Genomic DNA, 17,507 nt, shown 5'->3' on the forward strand with positions numbered 1-17,507 from the left:
ACGGCCGGAAGTCGGGAAGTTACCCGTTGACACTTACCAAGAAGACCAGAAGCAGGCCAGCCGAAGTCACGGCCCGCGCATACCGGAACGGCCTGCTTCTGGTCGGATTGGTATCTACGAGCACTACCGGAAGTCAGCCGAGGACGCGACCGAGCGCCGCGAGCACGCGGTCCACGTCGGAGTCCTCGGTGCGCCAGTTGCTGAACGCCGCCCGCAACGCCGGGACGCCGTCGTGCACGGTCGTGGTGAGGAACGCCTCGCCGGTCTCCGCGACGGCCTCGGCCACCGCGGCCACGTCGCCCGGGACGGCGAAGCACACCACGTTGAGCCGCACCGGGGCGAGCAGCCGCACCCCCGGAATCCGCGCCAGCCCCGCCCCGAACCGCCGCGCGCAGGCGATGTCCCGCTCCACGATCTCCCGGTGCCCGTCGACCCCGTACGCGGTCAGCGAGAACCACGCGGCCAGCGCCCGCAACCGCCGCGAGCTCTCCGGGGTCAGGTGCACCGGATCCGGGTCCTCGCCCGGAAACCCTGTCGCCTCGTCCCTCGGCGACAGGGCAGTGTCCGATGGGTCGCTCCGCAAGCTCCGCTCCCAACCCAGATACGCAGCCGCGTTCTGAAACACCGCCACCTGCAGGTCCGGCCGCCGGCTGAACTGCACCGCCGCGTCATACGGCACGTTGAGCCACTTGTGCAGATCCACGCACACCGAGTCGGCCTCCGCCAGCCCGTCCAGCAGCGGCGCATGCTCCCGCGACAGCACCGCCAACCCGCCGAACGCCGCATCCACGTGCAGCCAGAACGGAAAGCTCTCCTTGAGCGCCGCGACCGCCCGCAGATCGTCGAAGTCCCCGGTGTTCACCGTTCCCGCGTTCGCCACCACCACCGCCGGCCGCCCCACCCGCTCCAGCTCGGCCCGCAACGCCGCCACGTCGACGGCCTCCCGTCCATCGAGCACCGGCACCCGCCGCATCCGGTCCCGCCCGAGCCCGGTCATCGACAGTGCCTTGTAGACGGTCGAGTGCGGCGCCCCGGACAGCACGACAACGTCGCCGAGTACACCAACCCCTTCCCGCGCAACGGAAACACCGCTGCGCTCCCCCAGCCACTCCCGGGCCAGCGTCAACCCCACGAAGTTCGACATCGTCGCACCGGTCACGAACATCCCACTGTGCCCCGCGATCCCGAGCAGCTCCGCCAGCCACCGCACGGTCTCCCGCTCCAGCTCCACCGCCGAGGAGTCCAGCCGGGTCACCACATTCTGGTCATACGCACTCGTCAACCAGTCCCCCGCCACCGAAGCCGGCGTCGCCCCACCGGTCACGAAGCCCAGATACCGCGGCCCCGCACTCCCCGAAAACCCACCCTCCCACCGCTCCCCGAACCGGGCCAGCGCCCCGTCCAACCCAACCCCGTGGTGCGGCAACGGTTCCGGCTCAAGCGGCTTCACCTTCGCCGCCACCGGCCGATCATGCAGCCCGCTCAGCACCCGTCCCGCCAAGTCCTGAGTGGACGCCAACAACTCCGGCAACCGCGCCAGATCATCCGCAAGTCGTGAGTGCACGACCCGAACGCTAGCCGGCCACTCCCCCGCTGTCGCCGGCCAATTCCCCGAAAGTGGACTGCTCAGCCGTTGTACCGCACGTGCCGCGGTACCACCCGCATCCGGCCGGCTGCCCGCCAGAGTGCCTCGGCCCGGCAGGTCGTCACCTCGGTGAGGTCGGGGGCGTCGGGGTGCAGGCCACGCAGGATCAACCGGCTCGCCAGTCGAGGGAGCCGGCCCTCGGTGTCACCCACCCCGGTGTCCGGCACGACCACCCCGAGGTAGTCCCGGCGCAGCGTCTTCGGCGCCACCACATTGAGAATGCGCGCAGATGGGCGGCCTGCGCCACGATCGCCTCCGGCACGCCACGGAACACCTCACCCGGTCGGGTGCGATGAATGCGTCTTTCCTCGCGCTGGGCGTGATGAAAGCGTCGTTCATCGCACTTCCGGTCGCCCCGGGAGTCCCTGCGGCCACACCCGTCGCTCACGTCACCAGGTGCGGCCGCAGTGTCAGGGACTCCGTCAGCGCCGCCGCAACCCCCGGCCGGTGTGGTACGCCTCGGCCAGGCACTCCTGGAGACGCGCGTGCCGGAATTCGTAGAAGTTCCCGTTCTGCCGCAACACACCGAGCAGGTAAGCCTCGCGGAGGAAGTCCATCAGCCGCCACGGCAGGCGGCCCCGAAGGGCGAGCCACGCGTGTGCCGGACGGTAGCGGGCCCAGAAGGTGAAGATCGTGCCCGCGGTGACGGCCGCCGCGGCGCCGCTGAGCAGGCCCGGGACGACCCCTCCGGCGCCGAAGACGACGAACAACAGCGCGGCCATGATCACCCCGTGCACCAGCCAGGCCAGCGCACCGATGATCAGGGTGGCGTTCCGGTCTTTGCGCACCGCCTCGGCCGGTGTGCGGGCCCGCGCGCCGGTTCGGGTCATGTCGATCTTCGGCAAGGAGCGCAGGACCATCGCGGTGAGGGTGCCGCCCGCGTAGCCGATGAGGGTGGTGCCGATCGCACCCACCGGCAGGAGCATGAGAACCCGGCCGAGCGCACCGCCGGAGAAGTCCAGACCGGCGAATGTGGAGCCAGAGCGCCATAACAGCGATCCAAGGCCGACCGCGACCGCAACGGACAGCAGAGACATTGTCAGGGTGACTCCGAAACGCCGGAGAAACGTACGCAGGTCCGGATCTGTTCCGCGGATCCGGCCGCCGTATCCGGTCCGGGTTCCCTCCTCGTACTCCCGCCGCCGGCCCTCCGCATAGGCCCATCCGAAGCTGACACCGAAACAGGCTCCGAGAATGAGGCACGACTCGATTCCGATCGCGAGCATCGGAAACGGACCGGCGAGCAGGCCGATGAGCGCACCACCGGTCAGGGCGGCGACCAGAGCGGGCCGGTGCTTCGGGGCCAGCCTCGCCACGACCCAGAACGCGATCTGGCCGTGCGTGCGCACGCCGGCGGCAAGAAACCTGAGCCAGCGTTCGGCGTCCCGCGGCGCGGTCCGGTCGACCGGCTCACCGTCCGGCGCCACCTGCGCCCGCGCGAAGGCCGCGGGCACGGCCTGCAGCAACAGGTGCCGTTCGATCGACACCTGGTCAGGAAACGCAGCGGTATCAAGGAGTTGCGACACATCGCCGTACTCGCGGGCGGGTGCGGAGTACATCCCGCGCACCAGCGAGACCATCAGCGGCGAGGACAGGGCCATGGCCAGCGGCGAATCCGACCCGGGCGTCAGGGCGCCGACCAGCGCGGTCCACGATTCGCCGGGCCGGCGGATGACGGCGCGGAGATACTCCGCGGTGTCCTCCTGCGTCACCGGCCGGAGCCGGACGACAGTCGTGTTCGGCAGATCCGGATAGGTCGCGTCGCCGAGACTGGTCAGCGGGCGCGAGGTGAGAATCGCGGGCAGGGCCCCGACGGCGAGTTGGATCGCCGCCTCGGCATCGGGCTGCGACAGCTCCCTGATCTCGTCGAACCCGTCGAACAACGGCAGGATGGAACCCCGTTTGATGGCGGTGACCAACCCGTCGTCGGAAACCGCCGCGGTGGCGTCCGGGGAGAGCTCCCGAAGAAACCGCGCCATCCAGGTGCGCAGGCTCATGGCGTGCGGATTCCACGAGGCCAGCGGAAACCGGACCGGAACCGGTTGTCCGGGCGCGCCCGGCGCGAGCAGCAGCTTGAGCTGCATCGCGATGACGGTCTTACCGGAACCGGCCGGGCCGACGACGACGAGTTGCCGGCATTCGGTGAACAATCGCGCCAAGTCCTCCGGGCCGCGCCCGACCGGGTGATCCTGAGAGGAGATCACCTCCCACGGGACCACCTGACCGCGTTCACCCACGATGAGGGAAAGCTGCGTCTCGGTCTTCTCGCGCACGTCGGCGGCCAGATCGACGAGGAACGACCGAAGCGGAGACGTGAACACCGTGGGGGCGCGACCAGACCGGTCCGGACCGGGCATCCGCCAAATGTCGGTGGCCTTGTCGCGCGGCTCCACGGTCGATAAGGCTACGGCTACTCGAGCGCGATGTTGGCGGCGCGGTGCAGGACATCCTCGACGGTGGCGACGAGGAGCGGGACCTTGTAAGCGGTCATCGGCAGCGGGGTGGCGTTGGCGGCGGCGGGTTTCGCGGCGGCCGCGAGATTCTCGGCGGTGGGCGGCTTTCCGGTCAGGGCGCTTTCGACGTCGGGCAGGCGCATGGGGACCGGGGCGACTCCGCCGACGGCGACGGCGGCGCTGGTGATCACACCGTCGGTGATCACGAGACGGGCGACGGCTTCGACGATGGGCCATTCGGCCCAGGCGCGGGAGATGGTGCGGAGGTAGGCGGCCTGCTCGCCGGTTGCGGGTGCGGGGAGGTGGACGGCGGTGAGGAGCTCGCCGGGTTCGAGGGTGTGGTGGTCGTCGGGGGTGAAGAGGTCGGCGACGGGGAGGGTGCGGCGGTCGGTGGCGATGGTGGCGTCGTAGGCGAGGAGGGCGGCGCCGAGGGTGGAGGGGTGCGGGGCCACGCACGGGCCGAGGTCGAAGATCACGCCGTGGTGGTGGTTGCCGGTGCGGGCCGGGCAGCTGTCGCCGCCCTTGCGCAGGCACGAGGTCTCCGGGTGGCGGTAGTACCAGCAGCGGTTGTGCTGCAACAGGTTCCCGCCGATGGTGGCGGCCCGGCGGATCTGCGGGGTGGCGAGGCCGGCGGCCGCGGCGGCCAGACCCGGGTAGCCGGAACGGATCCGGGCGTCCGAGGAGACCGTGTCGGCGGTGACGAGCGCGCCGATGGTCGTGGATCCGTCGGTGGCCCAGTCGATCCGGGTGAGCTCGGGGCTGCGCTCGATGTCGCGGACGGCGCCGTGGGAGACGCCGGTGCGGCGGCGTTCGGTGAGGTCGGTGGCGCCTGCGCGCAGCTCGTAGGTGGCGGTCATGCGTTCACGCTCGTTTCCTGGGAAAGCAACGTCACGTTGTGGCGGGTAGAGCGAAGCGCGGGACAAACACTGTCACGTTGCTCCCTTACCGGACAGCACCCGGTCCGGGCGGAGCGGCAGCTCGTACTGGCGGACGCCGGTGGCGTCGTAGACGGCGTTCGCGATGGCGGCGGCGACCGGGATGGTGGCGACCTCGCCGAGGCCGACACCGCCGCCGGGCACGTGCTCGTAGCCCTCGGTGTCGAAGTGCAGCTCGATCTCGGGCATGTCGGCGATGCCGGGGATCCGGTAGTCCTCGAGGTTGGCGCTGAGCACGAGGCCGGTGCCGGGGTCGAACTGGCGCTCCTCGTAGAGCGCGAACCCGACGCCCTGGATGATGCCGCCGCGGGCCTGTGCGGCGGCGAGCTCGGGCACGGCCAGCTTGCCCGCGGCGATGCCGCCGTGCACCCGGAGCACCCGGGTGCGGCCGAGCTTCGTGTCCACCTCGACCTCGACCACCTGCACCCCGCTGGGGTAGCCGCGCCCGATCCGCATCGGCCCCTGCAGCCGCATCATCACGGGGAACAGTGCACCGAGGACACCGGCACCGGCCATTGCCCGCGGCGCGGAGCGGCTCAGCGTGGCGTCGTCCGGCGGGCGTTTCGCCTCGACCCGCAGATCGTCCGCGGCGGCGATCGCCTCCGGCCAGGGCAGAACCCCGCCGGCGTAACGGATTCCGTCGGCGGCCGCGCGCGCACCGGACAGCCGGCTGCGGGCGACCAGTTCCGCCTTCAGCTTCGCCACCGCGGACAGCGCGGCGGGCGCGATGGTGGCCGTGGTCCGGCTGCCACCGGAGCCCGGCCCGACCGGCAGCACGGAGTCGCCCAACTGAACGTCCACATCGGACGGAGCCAGCCCGAGCCCGGCGGCGACCGTGGCGGCCAGCACGGACCGGCTCCCGGTGCCCATGTCCTGCACGGCGGTGGACACCGTCAACCGCCCGCCCCGCACCGAAAGCGCGACCGCGCAGTCGGACTCCCAGAGGTAGAGCCAGTTCGCCGCGGCCACGCCGACACCCCGGCGGAACCGCCCGGTGCGCCGCGATTCCCGCTGCCACACCGGCAGTCCGGCGGCCCACCGGTAGAGCCGCTGCCGCCCGGGATCGGGATCCCACTTCTGCCGCAGCGCGATCGGGTCCCGGCCGAGCCGGCGGGCCGCCTCGTCCACGGCCTGCTCCAGGGCGAAGCTCAGCGGCGGCGCGCCCGGGGCGCGGAACGGCAACCCGTACGGGGTGTGGTTGACCACGTCGTAGTCCACCAGCTCCTTGGCCGGCGCCGGATACATCAGCCGGCCGAGGGCCGCGATCATGCTGCCGATGGCGATCCCGGCGTCGCCGTACGCGTGCACCCGCAGCGCCGCCAGGTTGCCGTCCCGGTCGGCCAGCAGCGACAGCGAGATCCGGGCCGCCGGCCGGTGCCCGGTGACACTCAGCTCCGCCAGCCGGTCGAACACCACGCGGACCGGCGCGGCCGCTGCCCTGGCCAGGGTCACCGCCGCGACCGTTTCGGCGTGCACGCCCGCCTTGGACCCGAAGCCGCCGCCGACGTGCTCGGCGATCACCCGGACCTTGTCCTCGGGCAAGGAGAAGCGCTTGGCGATGAGCTTGGCCAGCTCGGCGACGGCCTGGGTGGACACGTGCACCTCGAGCGTGTCGCCGGTGAACCGGGCCACCGCGGCGTGCGGCTCGAGCGTGGTGTGGGCCTGCGCCTGGGTGCGGAAATCGCCCTCCACCAGCAGCGGATCCCCGGCCGCCCGGGCGCGCTCGATCAGGTTCCGGGCCCGTCGCCGGTGCGTGGAGAACAGCGCCATCGGCCCGCGCACGTTGCCCTTCCACGGTGCGGGCGTCGCCGTTCCCTCCGCCGCGTTCGGCGGTTTCCGGTTGCCCCGCTGGTACACCGTCGGCGCACCGTCCGCCAGCGCCTGATCCACCCCGATCACCGCGGGCAGCTTCCGGTACTCGACCACGATCTTCGCCAGCGCCGCCTCGGCGGTGCGCCGGTCCACCGCGGCCACGGCGGCGACCTCCTGCCCGGCGTAGCGCACCGTCCGGTCCGCACCGAGCAACTCCACCGCGGCCCGCACGCCCTCCACGGCGAGCGCCCCGGACAGATCCACCGTGCCGACCGTGGCGTGCGCGTGCGGCGAGCGCAGCAGCACCCCTTCCAGCTGACCGTCATGTCGAATGTCCACTGTGTACCGAGCGGCCCCGGTGATCTTCTCGCCGGCCTCCCGGCGCGGCCCGCTCAGCTCCCCAGGCTCGTCGAACCTGCCCGCGCAGGCCTCCCGCACCGCGGCCTGGATCTCGGCGTAGGCCCCGCACCGGCACAGGTGCCCGGCGAGCGCGGCGGCCACCTCCTCGGCCGGCGGCTCCGCGGTGCCGTGCTCGGCCCGCCACCGGTCGTGGAACGCCACCGCCTCGACCACGAAGCCCGGCGTGCAGAACCCGCACTGCAGCGCGGCATGCGCGGCGAACGCGCGGGGCACCGGATGCCCGTCGCGGGTCAGCCCCTCGACGGTGGCCACCGAACGCCCCTCCAGCGCCGCGACCGGCAGCAGGCAGCTCACCACGGGCTCGCCGTCGACGTGGATGGTGCAGGCCCCGCACACCCCGCCGCCGCACACCAGCTTCGTTCCGGTCAACCCCAACCCGTCACGCAGCAGCTCCACCGCGGTGTCATCGGGCCCGGGGTCGACCTCGCGCCACTCACCGTTGACCTCGATCTTGACCACACCAACCTCCCGGGACGCTCGGTGCGTGCGGAGTGAATATTCACTCCGGAGCCCGGTCACGTCAACGCCGGCGTGCCGTTCCCTGAGAGATCCTGCCTCAGTTCTCAGCGGCCAGCAGCGCCCACGCCGCCCGCTCCGACGCCTCGAGCTCCGCCGCCCCCAGCTTCAGCCCCCCGCGCCGCGCCTTGATCAACCCGACCAGCGCCCCGTAGACCAGCGCGAGCAGCATCGCCGGGTCTCCCGCCCGGATCTCCCCGGTGCGCTGCCCCCGCGCCACGAACTCCTCACCCGCCGCGCTCACCCGTTCCGACAGCGCCACGCTCTCCGCGTCGAGGTAGCCCTCGTGCTGCTGGAACTCCAGGAACGCGAACGCGTCCGGTGCCTCGTCGGCGAAGTCCAGCACCAGCCGCCACATCCGCGCGAACATCACCCGCGCCGGCTCGTCGCCGGACCCGGCGATCCGCTCCACCAGCATTCCCTTCCACCGCTGGAAAACGGCGTTGCCGAGCGCCTCCTTGCTCGGAAAATACCGGTACAGCGTGCCCACCGACATCCCCGCCCGCTTCGCCACCTCGGCAACCGCGGCACCGCCGTACGTCTGCTCGGTGAACACCGCCAGCGCGGCGTCCATCAGCACCGCCCTGGTCGGCGGCCGCTCGGTCGGCTCCTGCACGCCCCGCACTGAATCATCCCAGGTAGCCGCGGGGCAACCCGGTCGGTTGAACCGACGCCACCCACATCGCCCGGAACTCGCCGCCGGAACCACATCATGCCCGATCCTGCGGATTCTATTCGCCAGCGAAATACCCATTTGGGGGTCGGCTACTTCGCGCTGGCACCACGAAGATGTAAAGGTCAATCTTTCTTGGAGGATCTGTGTCAAGAACGCACAGCCACGGGCATTCGGGTCACGACGACGCACCCGCCCACGCCGGGGGTCGACCCGCTCGGGACAGGAGACTGCCGCGCCCCGTCTCGTCGCCGTCCGGCTTGCTGGCACTGCAGGCATCGGCGGGCAACCGAGCTGTGACCGGTCTGCTTCGCCCACCGGCACAAGGCATCACGGTCCAGCGGGCCACGGTCTCGGGGGTGACCAACGCCGGCAAGAGCGCCACGCAGATCGGCACGGACGTGCACCGGCTGGTTCAGGGCGCGTTCCTCAGCAGCCATCTCGGGAACAACTACAACCTGTACACGGAATTCGCGGCGGGTCCTGGTTTCGCGGACATGGTCGCCATCAAGGATGAGCGGGACGACGACGGTCTCGGCGACATGTGGATCTATGTGGGGGAAATCAAGTCCGCGGCCGATCAATACTATGCCGGCGGAAAGACTCATCACCAACTCGCCACCTACATCGCCGCCCTCAAGGTGCAGTATCCCCACGCGTACGTAGGTCGCCTCACGTCCTGGAACACCGACGCCGACGGCTATCCGCTCCACGGCAACGGCTACAACTGCACCGTCTACGTCGCGAACGCGGGGCAGGGCCTCTACCGCTACTCCGGGCGGGTCACGGAAGAGGGCCGGACCAACCAGAGCAATCGCATCGAGGACGAAGGGCACCACCAGTTGCCGTTCAACGAACAGCCCAACTACCTCTTCTCGTAGCGTCACGTCCCCGAGGTGACTATCGTGGGACTTCCGGAAGGTTTTCGTAACTTTCGGGTCCGACCGACCCTGCCCGGTACGGAGATCGCGACATGAGAAGGTCCCTTGCGCTGCTCGTTCCGTCCCTGCTCGCCACCACCCTCGCCCCTGCGATGACCGCGGTCGCGACGGGTGACCACGGCCAGGCCGATCCCGCCCAGTACGTCGTCACCACCCCCCGGCCCGGCAGCTTTGCGCTGGTGGAGCGCGGTAAGGCCGCCCCGCTGGTGGTGAGCGCCGCCGACCACCCCGGCGTGGTCCGCGTGGTGGACGACCTGCAGGCCGACGTCAACCGAGTGACCGGGGCCCAGCCGGCGATCTCAACGAACCAGGTCCCTGCCCGCAGCGAACCTGTGATCATCGGAACGATCGGCCGCAGCCCGCTCATCGACGGGCTGATCAGCGCCGGGAAGCTGGACGTGCGCGGCATCGCCGGCAAGTGGGAGACCTCGCTCGAGCAGGTCGTGCAGAACCCGCTGCCGGGCATCCGCCGCGCGTTCGTGATCGCCGGGAGCGACCAGCGCGGCACGATCTACGGCGCCTACGACGTGTCGAAGCAGATCGGCGTCTCGCCGTGGTACTTCTGGAACGACGTGCCGGCCAAGCACGCGGACGCGCTGCACGTGCTGCCCGGCCGGCACACGCAGGGCACGCCGGTGGTGAAGTACCGCGGCTTCTTCATCAACGACGAGGCCCCCAACCTCGGCACCTGGGCCCCGGCGTTCTTCGGCCCGGGCAAGGCACCCGGCATCCCGTGGGGCTTCAACGCCAACTTCTACGCCAAGATCTTCGAGGTCATGCTCCGGCTCAAGGCGAACTACCTGTGGCCCGCGGTGTGGGGCCGGGCCTTCGCCGAGGACGACCCGCAGAACCACGCCACCGCAACGGAATATGGCGTGATCATGGGTACTTCCCATGAGGCGCCGATGATGCGCGGCATCGAGGAGTGGAACCGGCACGCCCGCGCCGCGGTCCGGGACAGCAACGGCAACATCGTCACGCCCGGGACCGACCCGTACGGCGGCACCGGCGAGTGGAGCTTCCGCCGCAACGCCGACGCGATCCAGGCGTACTGGACCGACGGCATCCGCCGGATGGTGGACGAGAGCTTCGAGGGCGTGGTCACGCTCGGCATGCGCGGCAACGGGGACGTGAGCCTGCCCGACGGCGACGGCATCGAGCTGATGCAGAGCATCATCGCGAACGAGCGCCGCATTCTCGGTGATGTCACCGGAAAAGACGTGACGACGATCCCGCAGGTCTGGACGCTGTACAAGGAGGTCCAGCGGTACTGGGACCGCGGCCTGCGTGCGCCCGACGACGTGACCGTCGTGTTCACCGATGACAACTGGGGCAACATGCGCAAGCTGCCCGACCCCAGCCTGCCCGCGCGTTCCGGCGGGTACGGGATGTACTACCACTTCGATTACGTCGGTGGTGGCCGGAACTACAAGTGGGTCGACACGATCAACCTGGCCAATACGTGGGAACAGCTGCACGCCGCGTACAGCTACGGCATCGACCGGCTCTGGGTGTTCAACGTCGGCGACATGAAGGGCGAGGAGCTGCCGCTGCAGTTCTCCCTTGACACGGCGTGGAATCCGGCCGCGATGACGCCGGACAAGCTGCCGGCGTGGGAGAAGAGGTACGCCGCGGAGAACTTCGGCGGCGAGCACGCCGAATCGATCGCCGATGTGCTGCACGACTACGGAGCGCTGCAGGGGCGCCGCAAGCCGGAGCTGCTGAACCGGCGGATCACGGTGGATCCGGCCAACCCCAACAACATCACCTACGACGACCAGGGGAACCCGTTCTCCCTGGAGAACTACCGGGAGATGGACCGGGCCACCGCGGACTGGGCGCGGCTCGCCGAACGCGCCGACCAGATCGGCAGAGCGCTCCCACCGTCCTATCAGGACGCCTACTACGAGCTGGTGCTGTACGCGGTGAAGGCGACCGCGAACCTGTACGCGTTGCGCAACGCGGAGTTCACCAACATCCGCTACGCCCGGCAGGGCCGCGCCGCGACCAACGACGTCGCGGCCACCGCCGAGGCCCGGTTCGCCGACGACCTGGCGCTGGCGGACCACTACAACCACGGCATCGCCGGCGGCAAGTGGAACAACTTCCAGCTTCAGCCGCACATCGACTACGGCGACGTGGCGCGGTACGGCCCGAACGCGCCCTGGCAGCAACCCGAGCTGAACAACGCGGTGCTGCCGGACGTGATCTTCCCTGCGCTGCAACGGATCGAGGTACCGTCCACAGCGGACATGGGGGTGGCGGTCGACGGCTCCGACAAGTGGTGGCCGGCCGAGCCGGCCCCCGCGCTGCTGCCCACGTTCAGCCCGTACCAGAGCCAGCCGGCGCAGTACGTCGAGGTGTTCAACCGCGGCACCACCGCGTTCGACTACCGCATCGAGGCCGCGGCACCGTACGTCCGGGTCTGGCCGAACCGCGGCACGGTCACCAAACAGGTGCGCGCCACCGTGTTCGTCGACTGGTCCCGGGCGCCGCGCGGCACCACCCAGGTGCCGATCACGATCACCGGCCCGAACGGCTCCAGCGTCGTGGTCCAAGCTGTCGTGCAGAACCCTGACCTGTCGCGGTCACCGCGCGGCACCTTCGCCGAGGCCAACGGCTACGTGTCGATGCTCGCCCAGCACGCCACCCGTACGACGGGCAACTGGCTGCGTATCCCGGACATCGGCCGGGATGGTGACGGCATGCTGCCCTCGCCGGTCACCGCGCCCCGGGTCACCCCCGGCGGCGACACCCCGCACCTCGACTTCACCATGAACCTGACCACCACCGGCCCGGTCACGGTGTGGGCCTACCTGTCGCCGCGCAACAACGTCCATCCCACCGACGGCCTCAGCTACGCGGTGTCCGTCGACGGCGCTCCCCCGCAGGTCGTCAACGTCACCACCGCAACGGGAGCCAACGACACCACGATGAACCGCCAGTGGGAGACGAACACGTCGAACAACGTCAACCGCACGGCGACCACGCACCAGATCGACACCCCCGGCGTGCACACCCTGCGCTTCTGGATGGTCGACCCCACCGTGATCCTGCAGAAGCTCGTGGTGGACACCGGTGGGCTGCGGCCGAGCTACTTGGGGCCGCCGGAGAGCCGCAGGTTCTAGTGCCATGAAGGTGACCTTCGGGACGCTGAATGCCCCGAAGGTCACCTTCATGGCTTGCAACCTCGACCCGATCCGAGGTGTGTAGAGGGCGTGAGTCTCCGGCGTACCCGCGACGACGAGGACCGGTTCCGGCTGTTCGCGGCCGGGGCGGTCGGCCCGCTGGCCCGGTTGGCTTACCTGCTGTGCGGGGACCGGCACCTGGCCGAGGACCTCGCACAGGCGTGCCTGATCCGGATGTACCAGGCCTGGCCGCGCCTGGACCGGCAGGACGCGCTGGACGGCTACGCCCGGCGGGTGCTGCTGCGCTGCTGGCTCAACGAACTCCGCCGGCCCTGGCGACGGGCGGAGTCGCGCACCGGCATCGTTCCGGACCTGGCTGACGACAGGTCCGACCCCGCCCTGGGGGTGGGGTCGGACCACGTCAAGGACCTGCTCCGGCGGGCCCTCGCGGAGATCCCGCCCCGGCAGCGCGCCGCGGTGGTGCTCCGTTACTGGTCCCAGCTGTCGGTGACCGAGACCGCGGCGGTGCTGCGCTGCTCGGAGGGAACCGTCAAGAGCCAGACCGCGCGCGGCCTCACCGCGTTGCGCGCGGCCATGACCCGGCTGGGTGGAAACGCCGCCCTGATAAGGGAGTTGAGTACCTGATGGAGGAGGAACAGCTCACCGCCGGCCTGGTATCACTCGCCGACGACCTGCCCGACCCCCTCGTCGACATCGATGCCGTGATCCAGGCCGCTCGGGTGCACTCACGCCGCCGCGCCGTAGCGGCCGCCTCGGGGGGTACGGTCGTGGTGATCGCCGCACTCACCCTGCTGATCACCACGACCACCCGCGCCTGGCACGACCGCCCCGCGGACCCCGTCCCGACGGTGCAGGCCACGGTGGACAACCGCGCCAAAGCGCTCACCGCCCAACTCACCGCCCGGCGCGATCTCATCCCGTCATCCCTCCGCGTCGAGCCCGACGACACCCCCGGCACCCGCACCATCGCCGGTGCCCCGCCGCCGCCCCTCGAGTTCGTCCAGCTCCCCCAGGAATCATCGAAATACACCGCCTTCGCCAAGCTCATCGACGATTCCGGATTCGGCACCCTCAGAATCGACGTCGACAAACCCTTCCGAGCCAATCCGTGGGCCCGCTGCGGCGTCTTCACCGGATGGCCCGCCGACACCCCACCCGTGGTCAACTGGCAACTCACCGACGACATCGGCCGAAGCCGGTGCATCACGGGAATACGGACGGACGGCATCGTCGTCACAGTCAGCATCAGCATCTGGTCAGATTCCCAAACCCGCCCAGCCGTACCCCTCTCCAATAACCAGCTCTACGCATTTATCGACGTGTTCAACTACTAGCCACGCCGATCGGTACGATGGGTGACCAACCCGCCCGCCGCCGATCGGAGCACGGTGTCCCAGGCTCGGATTCTGAAGGTGTTCATCGCCTCGCCGGGCGACCTCGCCAAGGAACGCGAGATGCTCGCGCACGCCCTCGGCGAGTGGAACGCTCAGAACGCCGGCGAGTACCTGGTCGTGTTCCTCCCGGTCACCTGGGAAACGCACGCGTACTCACAGGTGAAGCGCGACGGCCGAGCCCAGGGAATCATCAACGATCAGATCCTCGATGACTGCGACCTGCTCCTGGGCATGTTCTGGGGACGGGTAGGCACACCCACCGGCAGGGCCGCCTCCGGCACCATCGAGGAGATCGAGCACTTCCTGGCGGCGGACAAGCCGGTGCTGCTCTACTTCTCGCGCGCGCTGGCGAAGATCGACGGCATCAACCCCGTCCAGCTGGCGAAGGTGGAGAAGTTCAAGAAGCAGATGACGAGGCGCGGGCTCGTCTTCGAGTTCGAGGACGCGGCACAGTTCCGGGAGATGATATTTCGCCAGCTCACCCAGTATGCGCGTCATCTTAAACTGCAGGAAACGATCAATATCATCGACGACCGGCGGGTTGAGCGTTTTCGGTGGGAGCTGCTGGAGCCGGAGTTGAAAGCCGCACTTTATGAGCGCTTCAACGCGTTGGAGCCGAAACATCATATACCGCGCACCATCACCGCTCCGGCGGAGTTGCAGCGGAAGCTCGAAGCGAAGCGACCGCTGCCGTTTGACGTGTTGCGGAACCTGCTGGAGGTGTTCGGGTTCTCGTCGGGTGACGTGCTGATCCCGGCTGGTGAGGAGCGGTTGACGCGGGTGCAGGGGCTCAACCGACCGCTTGCTGACCGGATCTTCGAGTCAGTCGAGGCCGGACTCAGCGCGGAGGAGGTGCGGGCGGTCGGCCAGCTTTTCGCGTGCCTGTCCGCCGAGAATGACGGGCGGCAGGCCGGTTCGGGGGACTTGACGAGCTGTGACGTGGTGCTGGTTCCCGGATCGCGCCGGGGCCACCGGTACCGGGTCGACATCGCCCTCGGGATCGCGCAGCGGTCGGGTGCCACGATCATCCTGTCCGGTGGTCATCCGCTCTATGACCCCGATCAGCCGCTGGCCATGGGTGAGGCCGACGCCATGGCCTACTACCTCGAATCCAAGACGGTGGACCAGTCGATCACCGTGCTGCGCGACAGCCGCGCCCGCAGCACGGCGGAGACGCTGCTGCACGTGTGGCCGGAGCTCGTCCAGCTCGCGGTCGCGAAACGCGGGCCGCTGGACATGGTGGTCGTGACCTCGCCGTACCACATGAGACGGCTGCTGACGTTGTGCGACGCGTTCTTCGAGGACCGGACGCACGTGGTCCGCTCGGTCAAGGGCATTCTGTCGACTGCGTCGTTCGACCGGAACGTGTTCTTCAGCAAGGATTTCGACCCGGTACGGCGGCGGTACGGCATCGGGGTGTACGTGCAGGAGATCTTCAAACTGTACGGCGGCCGGGTCACCGGCGAGTTCTGATGGAATGAGGCTGGAGGGGAAGCAATCTGGCGTTTGCTTCCCCTCCAGGGCTGGTGGATTCGGACCGTCAGAAGGCGCCGGCTCCGTTGGGGGTGCCGAGACCGGTCGGGCCGTCGTAGCCGGTGACCGCGGTGCACAGGTAGGACCCGCCGCACGAGCCGTTGCTGCCGCTGGTCACGTCGAACAGGGACGAGGCGTGGGCGTAGGGGAGGTTGGCGCCGTTGACCCCGGAGGTGCCGCCGAGCGCGTAGACCGAGCCGACGGTCGGCGCGGACACGCTGGTGCCGCCGAACACCAGCCAGCCGCTGAGGCCCTGGAACGGGTGCTGTCGAAGACCGCGACCCCGGTGGCCGGGTCGGCGACCGCGCTCACGTCGGCGACCGTGCGCCGGGCGCACCCGGTGTCGGTCTGCCAGGACGGCTTGCTGACGAACGCCGAGCAGCCGCTGCCCGCGCCGTTCCACACGGCCTCGCTCCAACCCCGGCTGGTGGCCGCGGTACGCAGGCTGGTTCCGCCGACCGCGGTCACGAACCGGGACGCGGCGGGGAACGACACGCCGAAGCCGGAGTCACCGGAACTCGCCGTGACCGCGATCCCGGGGTGGTTGAAGAACGTGTTCTCGTCGCTGGTCTCGCCGGAGTACTCGCCGCCGCCGTAGCTGTTGCTGACCACCTCGGCGCCGAGGGTCACGGCCCGGTTCACCGCGGCGCCGAGGTTGAGCAGGCTGTTGGTGTTCGCCTCGACCAGCAGGATGTTGCACTTCGGACAGATCGCCGAAACCATGTCGACGTCCAGCGAGGCCTCCAGCGCCCAACCGCTGTTCTTGCGCGGGAAGTTGGTTCCGCCATTCTGGTCGGACTTCGCGAAGCAGGCCGTGGTGCTGGCGTTGATCGTGCTGGGCGTGCACGATGCCAGCGCCGGGATGCCGAACTGCGCGCGGTAGGTGTTGACGTCGGCGAACGCGGTCGGGGCGTCGAAGGCGTCGACGATTCCCACGGTGACACCCGCACCGGCGCTCGCGGCCAGCGACGCGAGCCCGTAGGCCGACCGCAACTCGGCCGGGCCGTACCCGGACACGGTCGCGGCCGGGCCCGCGAGGTCGGTGCGAACCCAGGCGTGGCAGGCGGCATAACCTGCCGCGGGAAGCCCACACGCGCGCTGCGCTTGGCTGGCCGGAGCCGCGGCGGCCGCGGCGGTCGCACCGACGGATAACGCTGCCGTGGCGAGAACCGTGGCGGCAATAGGTATGCGTGGCACGACATATCCTCCGTGAACAATGCAGGGAAGCGGGCGGAGGATTCCGCCGGCAACAACCGTACACACCATTCCCGCGAATCAAAATGTTCAAATTTATCACGTCGAATGGAAAGATTCTTTCGGTTACCATTTGCCAGTGGCCGGCAATGACCTGATCGATTAAACGCCCAAATAGGGACGTTCTGGGCGTATCAGCGGGTGATGCCGGTGTGGCCGAGGGAGTAGCGGCGGGTTGGGGCCAGACGCAGAGGCCGTGGGGTTCGGCGCCGACGGGGATGGTGTGGAGGAGGGTGCCGTCGGCGGTGGAGAGGACGTGGACGGCGGAGTTGTAGCGGCCGGAAAGCCAGAGTTGGGTGCCGTCGGCGGTGAGGTTGCCCATGTCGGGGCTGGCGTTGCCGGGGAGGTGCCATTTGGTGATCTCGGCGCCGGTGTCGGCGTTGAGGACGCTGATGGTGCCTTCGTGGCGGTTGGTGACGTAGAGGCGGGTGGCGTCGCGGGAGAGGTAGAGGCCGTGGGCGCCGCCGTCGGGGGGCGAGCTTGATGTCCTGAGGTCCCATGTGGACGTTGCGGATCACCTTGCCGGCGCCGGCGTACAGTTTGCGCGGATCGGTCACCGGTGGCATGTCCGGCAACGGGTTCTCGACGTTCGCCGGGGCCGCCGACTCGCTGGGCGGCGCGGAGACGATCGGATAGTCCATAGTGGACGAAGTCGAGCAACCGGCGAGCAGCCCGCCGACGGCAAGGATCACGAAGGCACGCAACGGGTTCACCTCAGCAGCTCGGTCGCGGTCACCGGGGTCAGGCCGCGGGCGGCCAGATCGTCGAGAATCCCGGGCAGC

At 69.7% G+C, this 17,507-nt stretch carries 14 protein-coding genes; 7 read left to right on the forward strand and 7 right to left on the reverse strand.

Annotated features, from left to right (window positions below):
- Positions 1–133: 133 nt before the first annotated feature.
- The 6 genes from VGR06_RS25870 to VGR06_RS25895 all read right to left on the reverse strand — a co-directional run bounded on the left by VGR06_RS25870 (position 134) and on the right by VGR06_RS25895 (position 8,397).
- Positions 134–1,564: a pyridoxal phosphate-dependent decarboxylase family protein gene (locus VGR06_RS25870; RefSeq protein WP_327561725.1), complete on the reverse strand. Its 1,431-nt coding sequence runs from the start codon at positions 1,562–1,564 to the stop codon at positions 134–136.
- A 62-nt stretch (positions 1,565–1,626) separates the two neighbouring features.
- Positions 1,627–1,854 (reverse strand): hypothetical protein, encoded by a 228-nt coding sequence (locus VGR06_RS25875; RefSeq protein WP_327561726.1) that lies wholly within the window; start codon positions 1,852–1,854, stop codon positions 1,627–1,629.
- Between the two features lie 213 nt (positions 1,855–2,067).
- Positions 2,068–4,038, reverse strand: a complete 1,971-nt coding sequence (locus VGR06_RS25880; protein ID WP_327561727.1) for an NACHT domain-containing protein — start codon at positions 4,036–4,038, stop codon at positions 2,068–2,070.
- Positions 4,039–4,055: 17 nt separating this feature from the next.
- On the reverse strand, positions 4,056–4,955 hold the full coding sequence (locus VGR06_RS25885; protein WP_327561728.1) for an FAD binding domain-containing protein: 900 nt from the start codon (positions 4,953–4,955) through the stop codon (positions 4,056–4,058).
- Positions 4,956–5,027: 72 nt separating this feature from the next.
- On the reverse strand, positions 5,028–7,724 hold the full coding sequence (locus tag VGR06_RS25890; RefSeq protein WP_327561729.1) for a molybdopterin-dependent oxidoreductase: 2,697 nt from the start codon (positions 7,722–7,724) through the stop codon (positions 5,028–5,030).
- A gap of 97 nt (positions 7,725–7,821) precedes the next feature.
- On the reverse strand, positions 7,822–8,397 hold the full coding sequence (locus tag VGR06_RS25895; RefSeq protein ID WP_327561730.1) for a TetR/AcrR family transcriptional regulator: 576 nt from the start codon (positions 8,395–8,397) through the stop codon (positions 7,822–7,824).
- A gap of 416 nt (positions 8,398–8,813) precedes the next feature.
- Here VGR06_RS25895 and VGR06_RS25900 point away from each other — a divergent pair, with 416 nt between their 5' ends.
- The 5 genes from VGR06_RS25900 to VGR06_RS25920 all read left to right on the forward strand — a co-directional run bounded on the left by VGR06_RS25900 (position 8,814) and on the right by VGR06_RS25920 (position 15,411).
- Entirely contained in the window at positions 8,814–9,335 is a 522-nt protein-coding gene (locus VGR06_RS25900) for a hypothetical protein (RefSeq protein ID WP_327561731.1), read from the forward strand.
- A gap of 92 nt (positions 9,336–9,427) precedes the next feature.
- Positions 9,428–12,523 carry a glycosyl hydrolase 115 family protein gene (locus VGR06_RS25905; RefSeq protein WP_327561732.1) on the forward strand — a complete coding sequence of 1,032 codons (3,096 nt, stop codon included), beginning with the start codon at positions 9,428–9,430 and terminating at the stop codon, positions 12,521–12,523.
- 90 nt (positions 12,524–12,613) lie between these two features.
- A complete protein-coding gene (locus VGR06_RS25910) occupies positions 12,614–13,168 on the forward strand; it encodes a SigE family RNA polymerase sigma factor (RefSeq protein WP_327561733.1) in 555 nt (184 codons plus the stop codon).
- Positions 13,168–13,878 carry a hypothetical protein gene (locus VGR06_RS25915; protein WP_327561734.1) on the forward strand — a complete coding sequence of 237 codons (711 nt, stop codon included), beginning with the start codon at positions 13,168–13,170 and terminating at the stop codon, positions 13,876–13,878. Before VGR06_RS25910 ends, VGR06_RS25915 begins: the two co-directional genes overlap by 1 nt.
- A gap of 21 nt (positions 13,879–13,899) precedes the next feature.
- Positions 13,900–15,411: an ElyC/SanA/YdcF family protein gene (locus tag VGR06_RS25920; protein ID WP_327561735.1), complete on the forward strand. Its 1,512-nt coding sequence runs from the start codon at positions 13,900–13,902 to the stop codon at positions 15,409–15,411.
- Between the two features lie 174 nt (positions 15,412–15,585).
- Here VGR06_RS25920 and VGR06_RS25925 read toward each other — a convergent pair whose 3' ends face one another.
- The gene (locus VGR06_RS25925; protein WP_327561736.1) at positions 15,586–16,668 is read right to left on the reverse strand and encodes a peptidase S8; all 1,083 of its coding nucleotides are present in this window, start codon (positions 16,666–16,668) and stop codon (positions 15,586–15,588) included.
- Between the two features lie 253 nt (positions 16,669–16,921).
- On the opposite strand from VGR06_RS25925, the gene VGR06_RS25930 reads away from it, so the two are divergent.
- Together VGR06_RS25930 and VGR06_RS25935 are read left to right on the forward strand one after the other, a co-directional pair.
- Positions 16,922–17,209 (forward strand): hypothetical protein, encoded by a 288-nt coding sequence (locus VGR06_RS25930; RefSeq protein WP_327561737.1) that lies wholly within the window; start codon positions 16,922–16,924, stop codon positions 17,207–17,209.
- Positions 17,210–17,223: 14 nt separating this feature from the next.
- Positions 17,224–17,361, forward strand: a complete 138-nt coding sequence (locus VGR06_RS25935) for a hypothetical protein (RefSeq protein ID WP_327561738.1) — start codon at positions 17,224–17,226, stop codon at positions 17,359–17,361.
- Positions 17,362–17,507 lie beyond the last annotated feature (146 nt).

The sequence above is a fragment of the Actinophytocola sp. genome (genome assembly GCF_036002505.1).
Taxonomy (GTDB): Bacteria; Actinomycetota; Actinomycetes; order Mycobacteriales; family Pseudonocardiaceae; genus DASYTH01.

Bases quoted from the DNA above. Each gene is read 5' to 3' on its own strand.
- VGR06_RS25885 (WP_327561728.1), bottom strand. From the start codon at position 4,955: ATGACCGCCACCTACGAGCTGCGCGCAGGCGCCACCGACCTCACCGAA.
- VGR06_RS25915 (WP_327561734.1), top strand. From the start codon at position 13,168: ATGGAGGAGGAACAGCTCACCGCCGGCCTGGTATCACTCGCCGACGAC.
- VGR06_RS25905 (WP_327561732.1), top strand. From the start codon at position 9,428: ATGAGAAGGTCCCTTGCGCTGCTCGTTCCGTCCCTGCTCGCCACCACC.
- VGR06_RS25935 (WP_327561738.1), top strand. From the start codon at position 17,224: ATGTGGACGTTGCGGATCACCTTGCCGGCGCCGGCGTACAGTTTGCGC.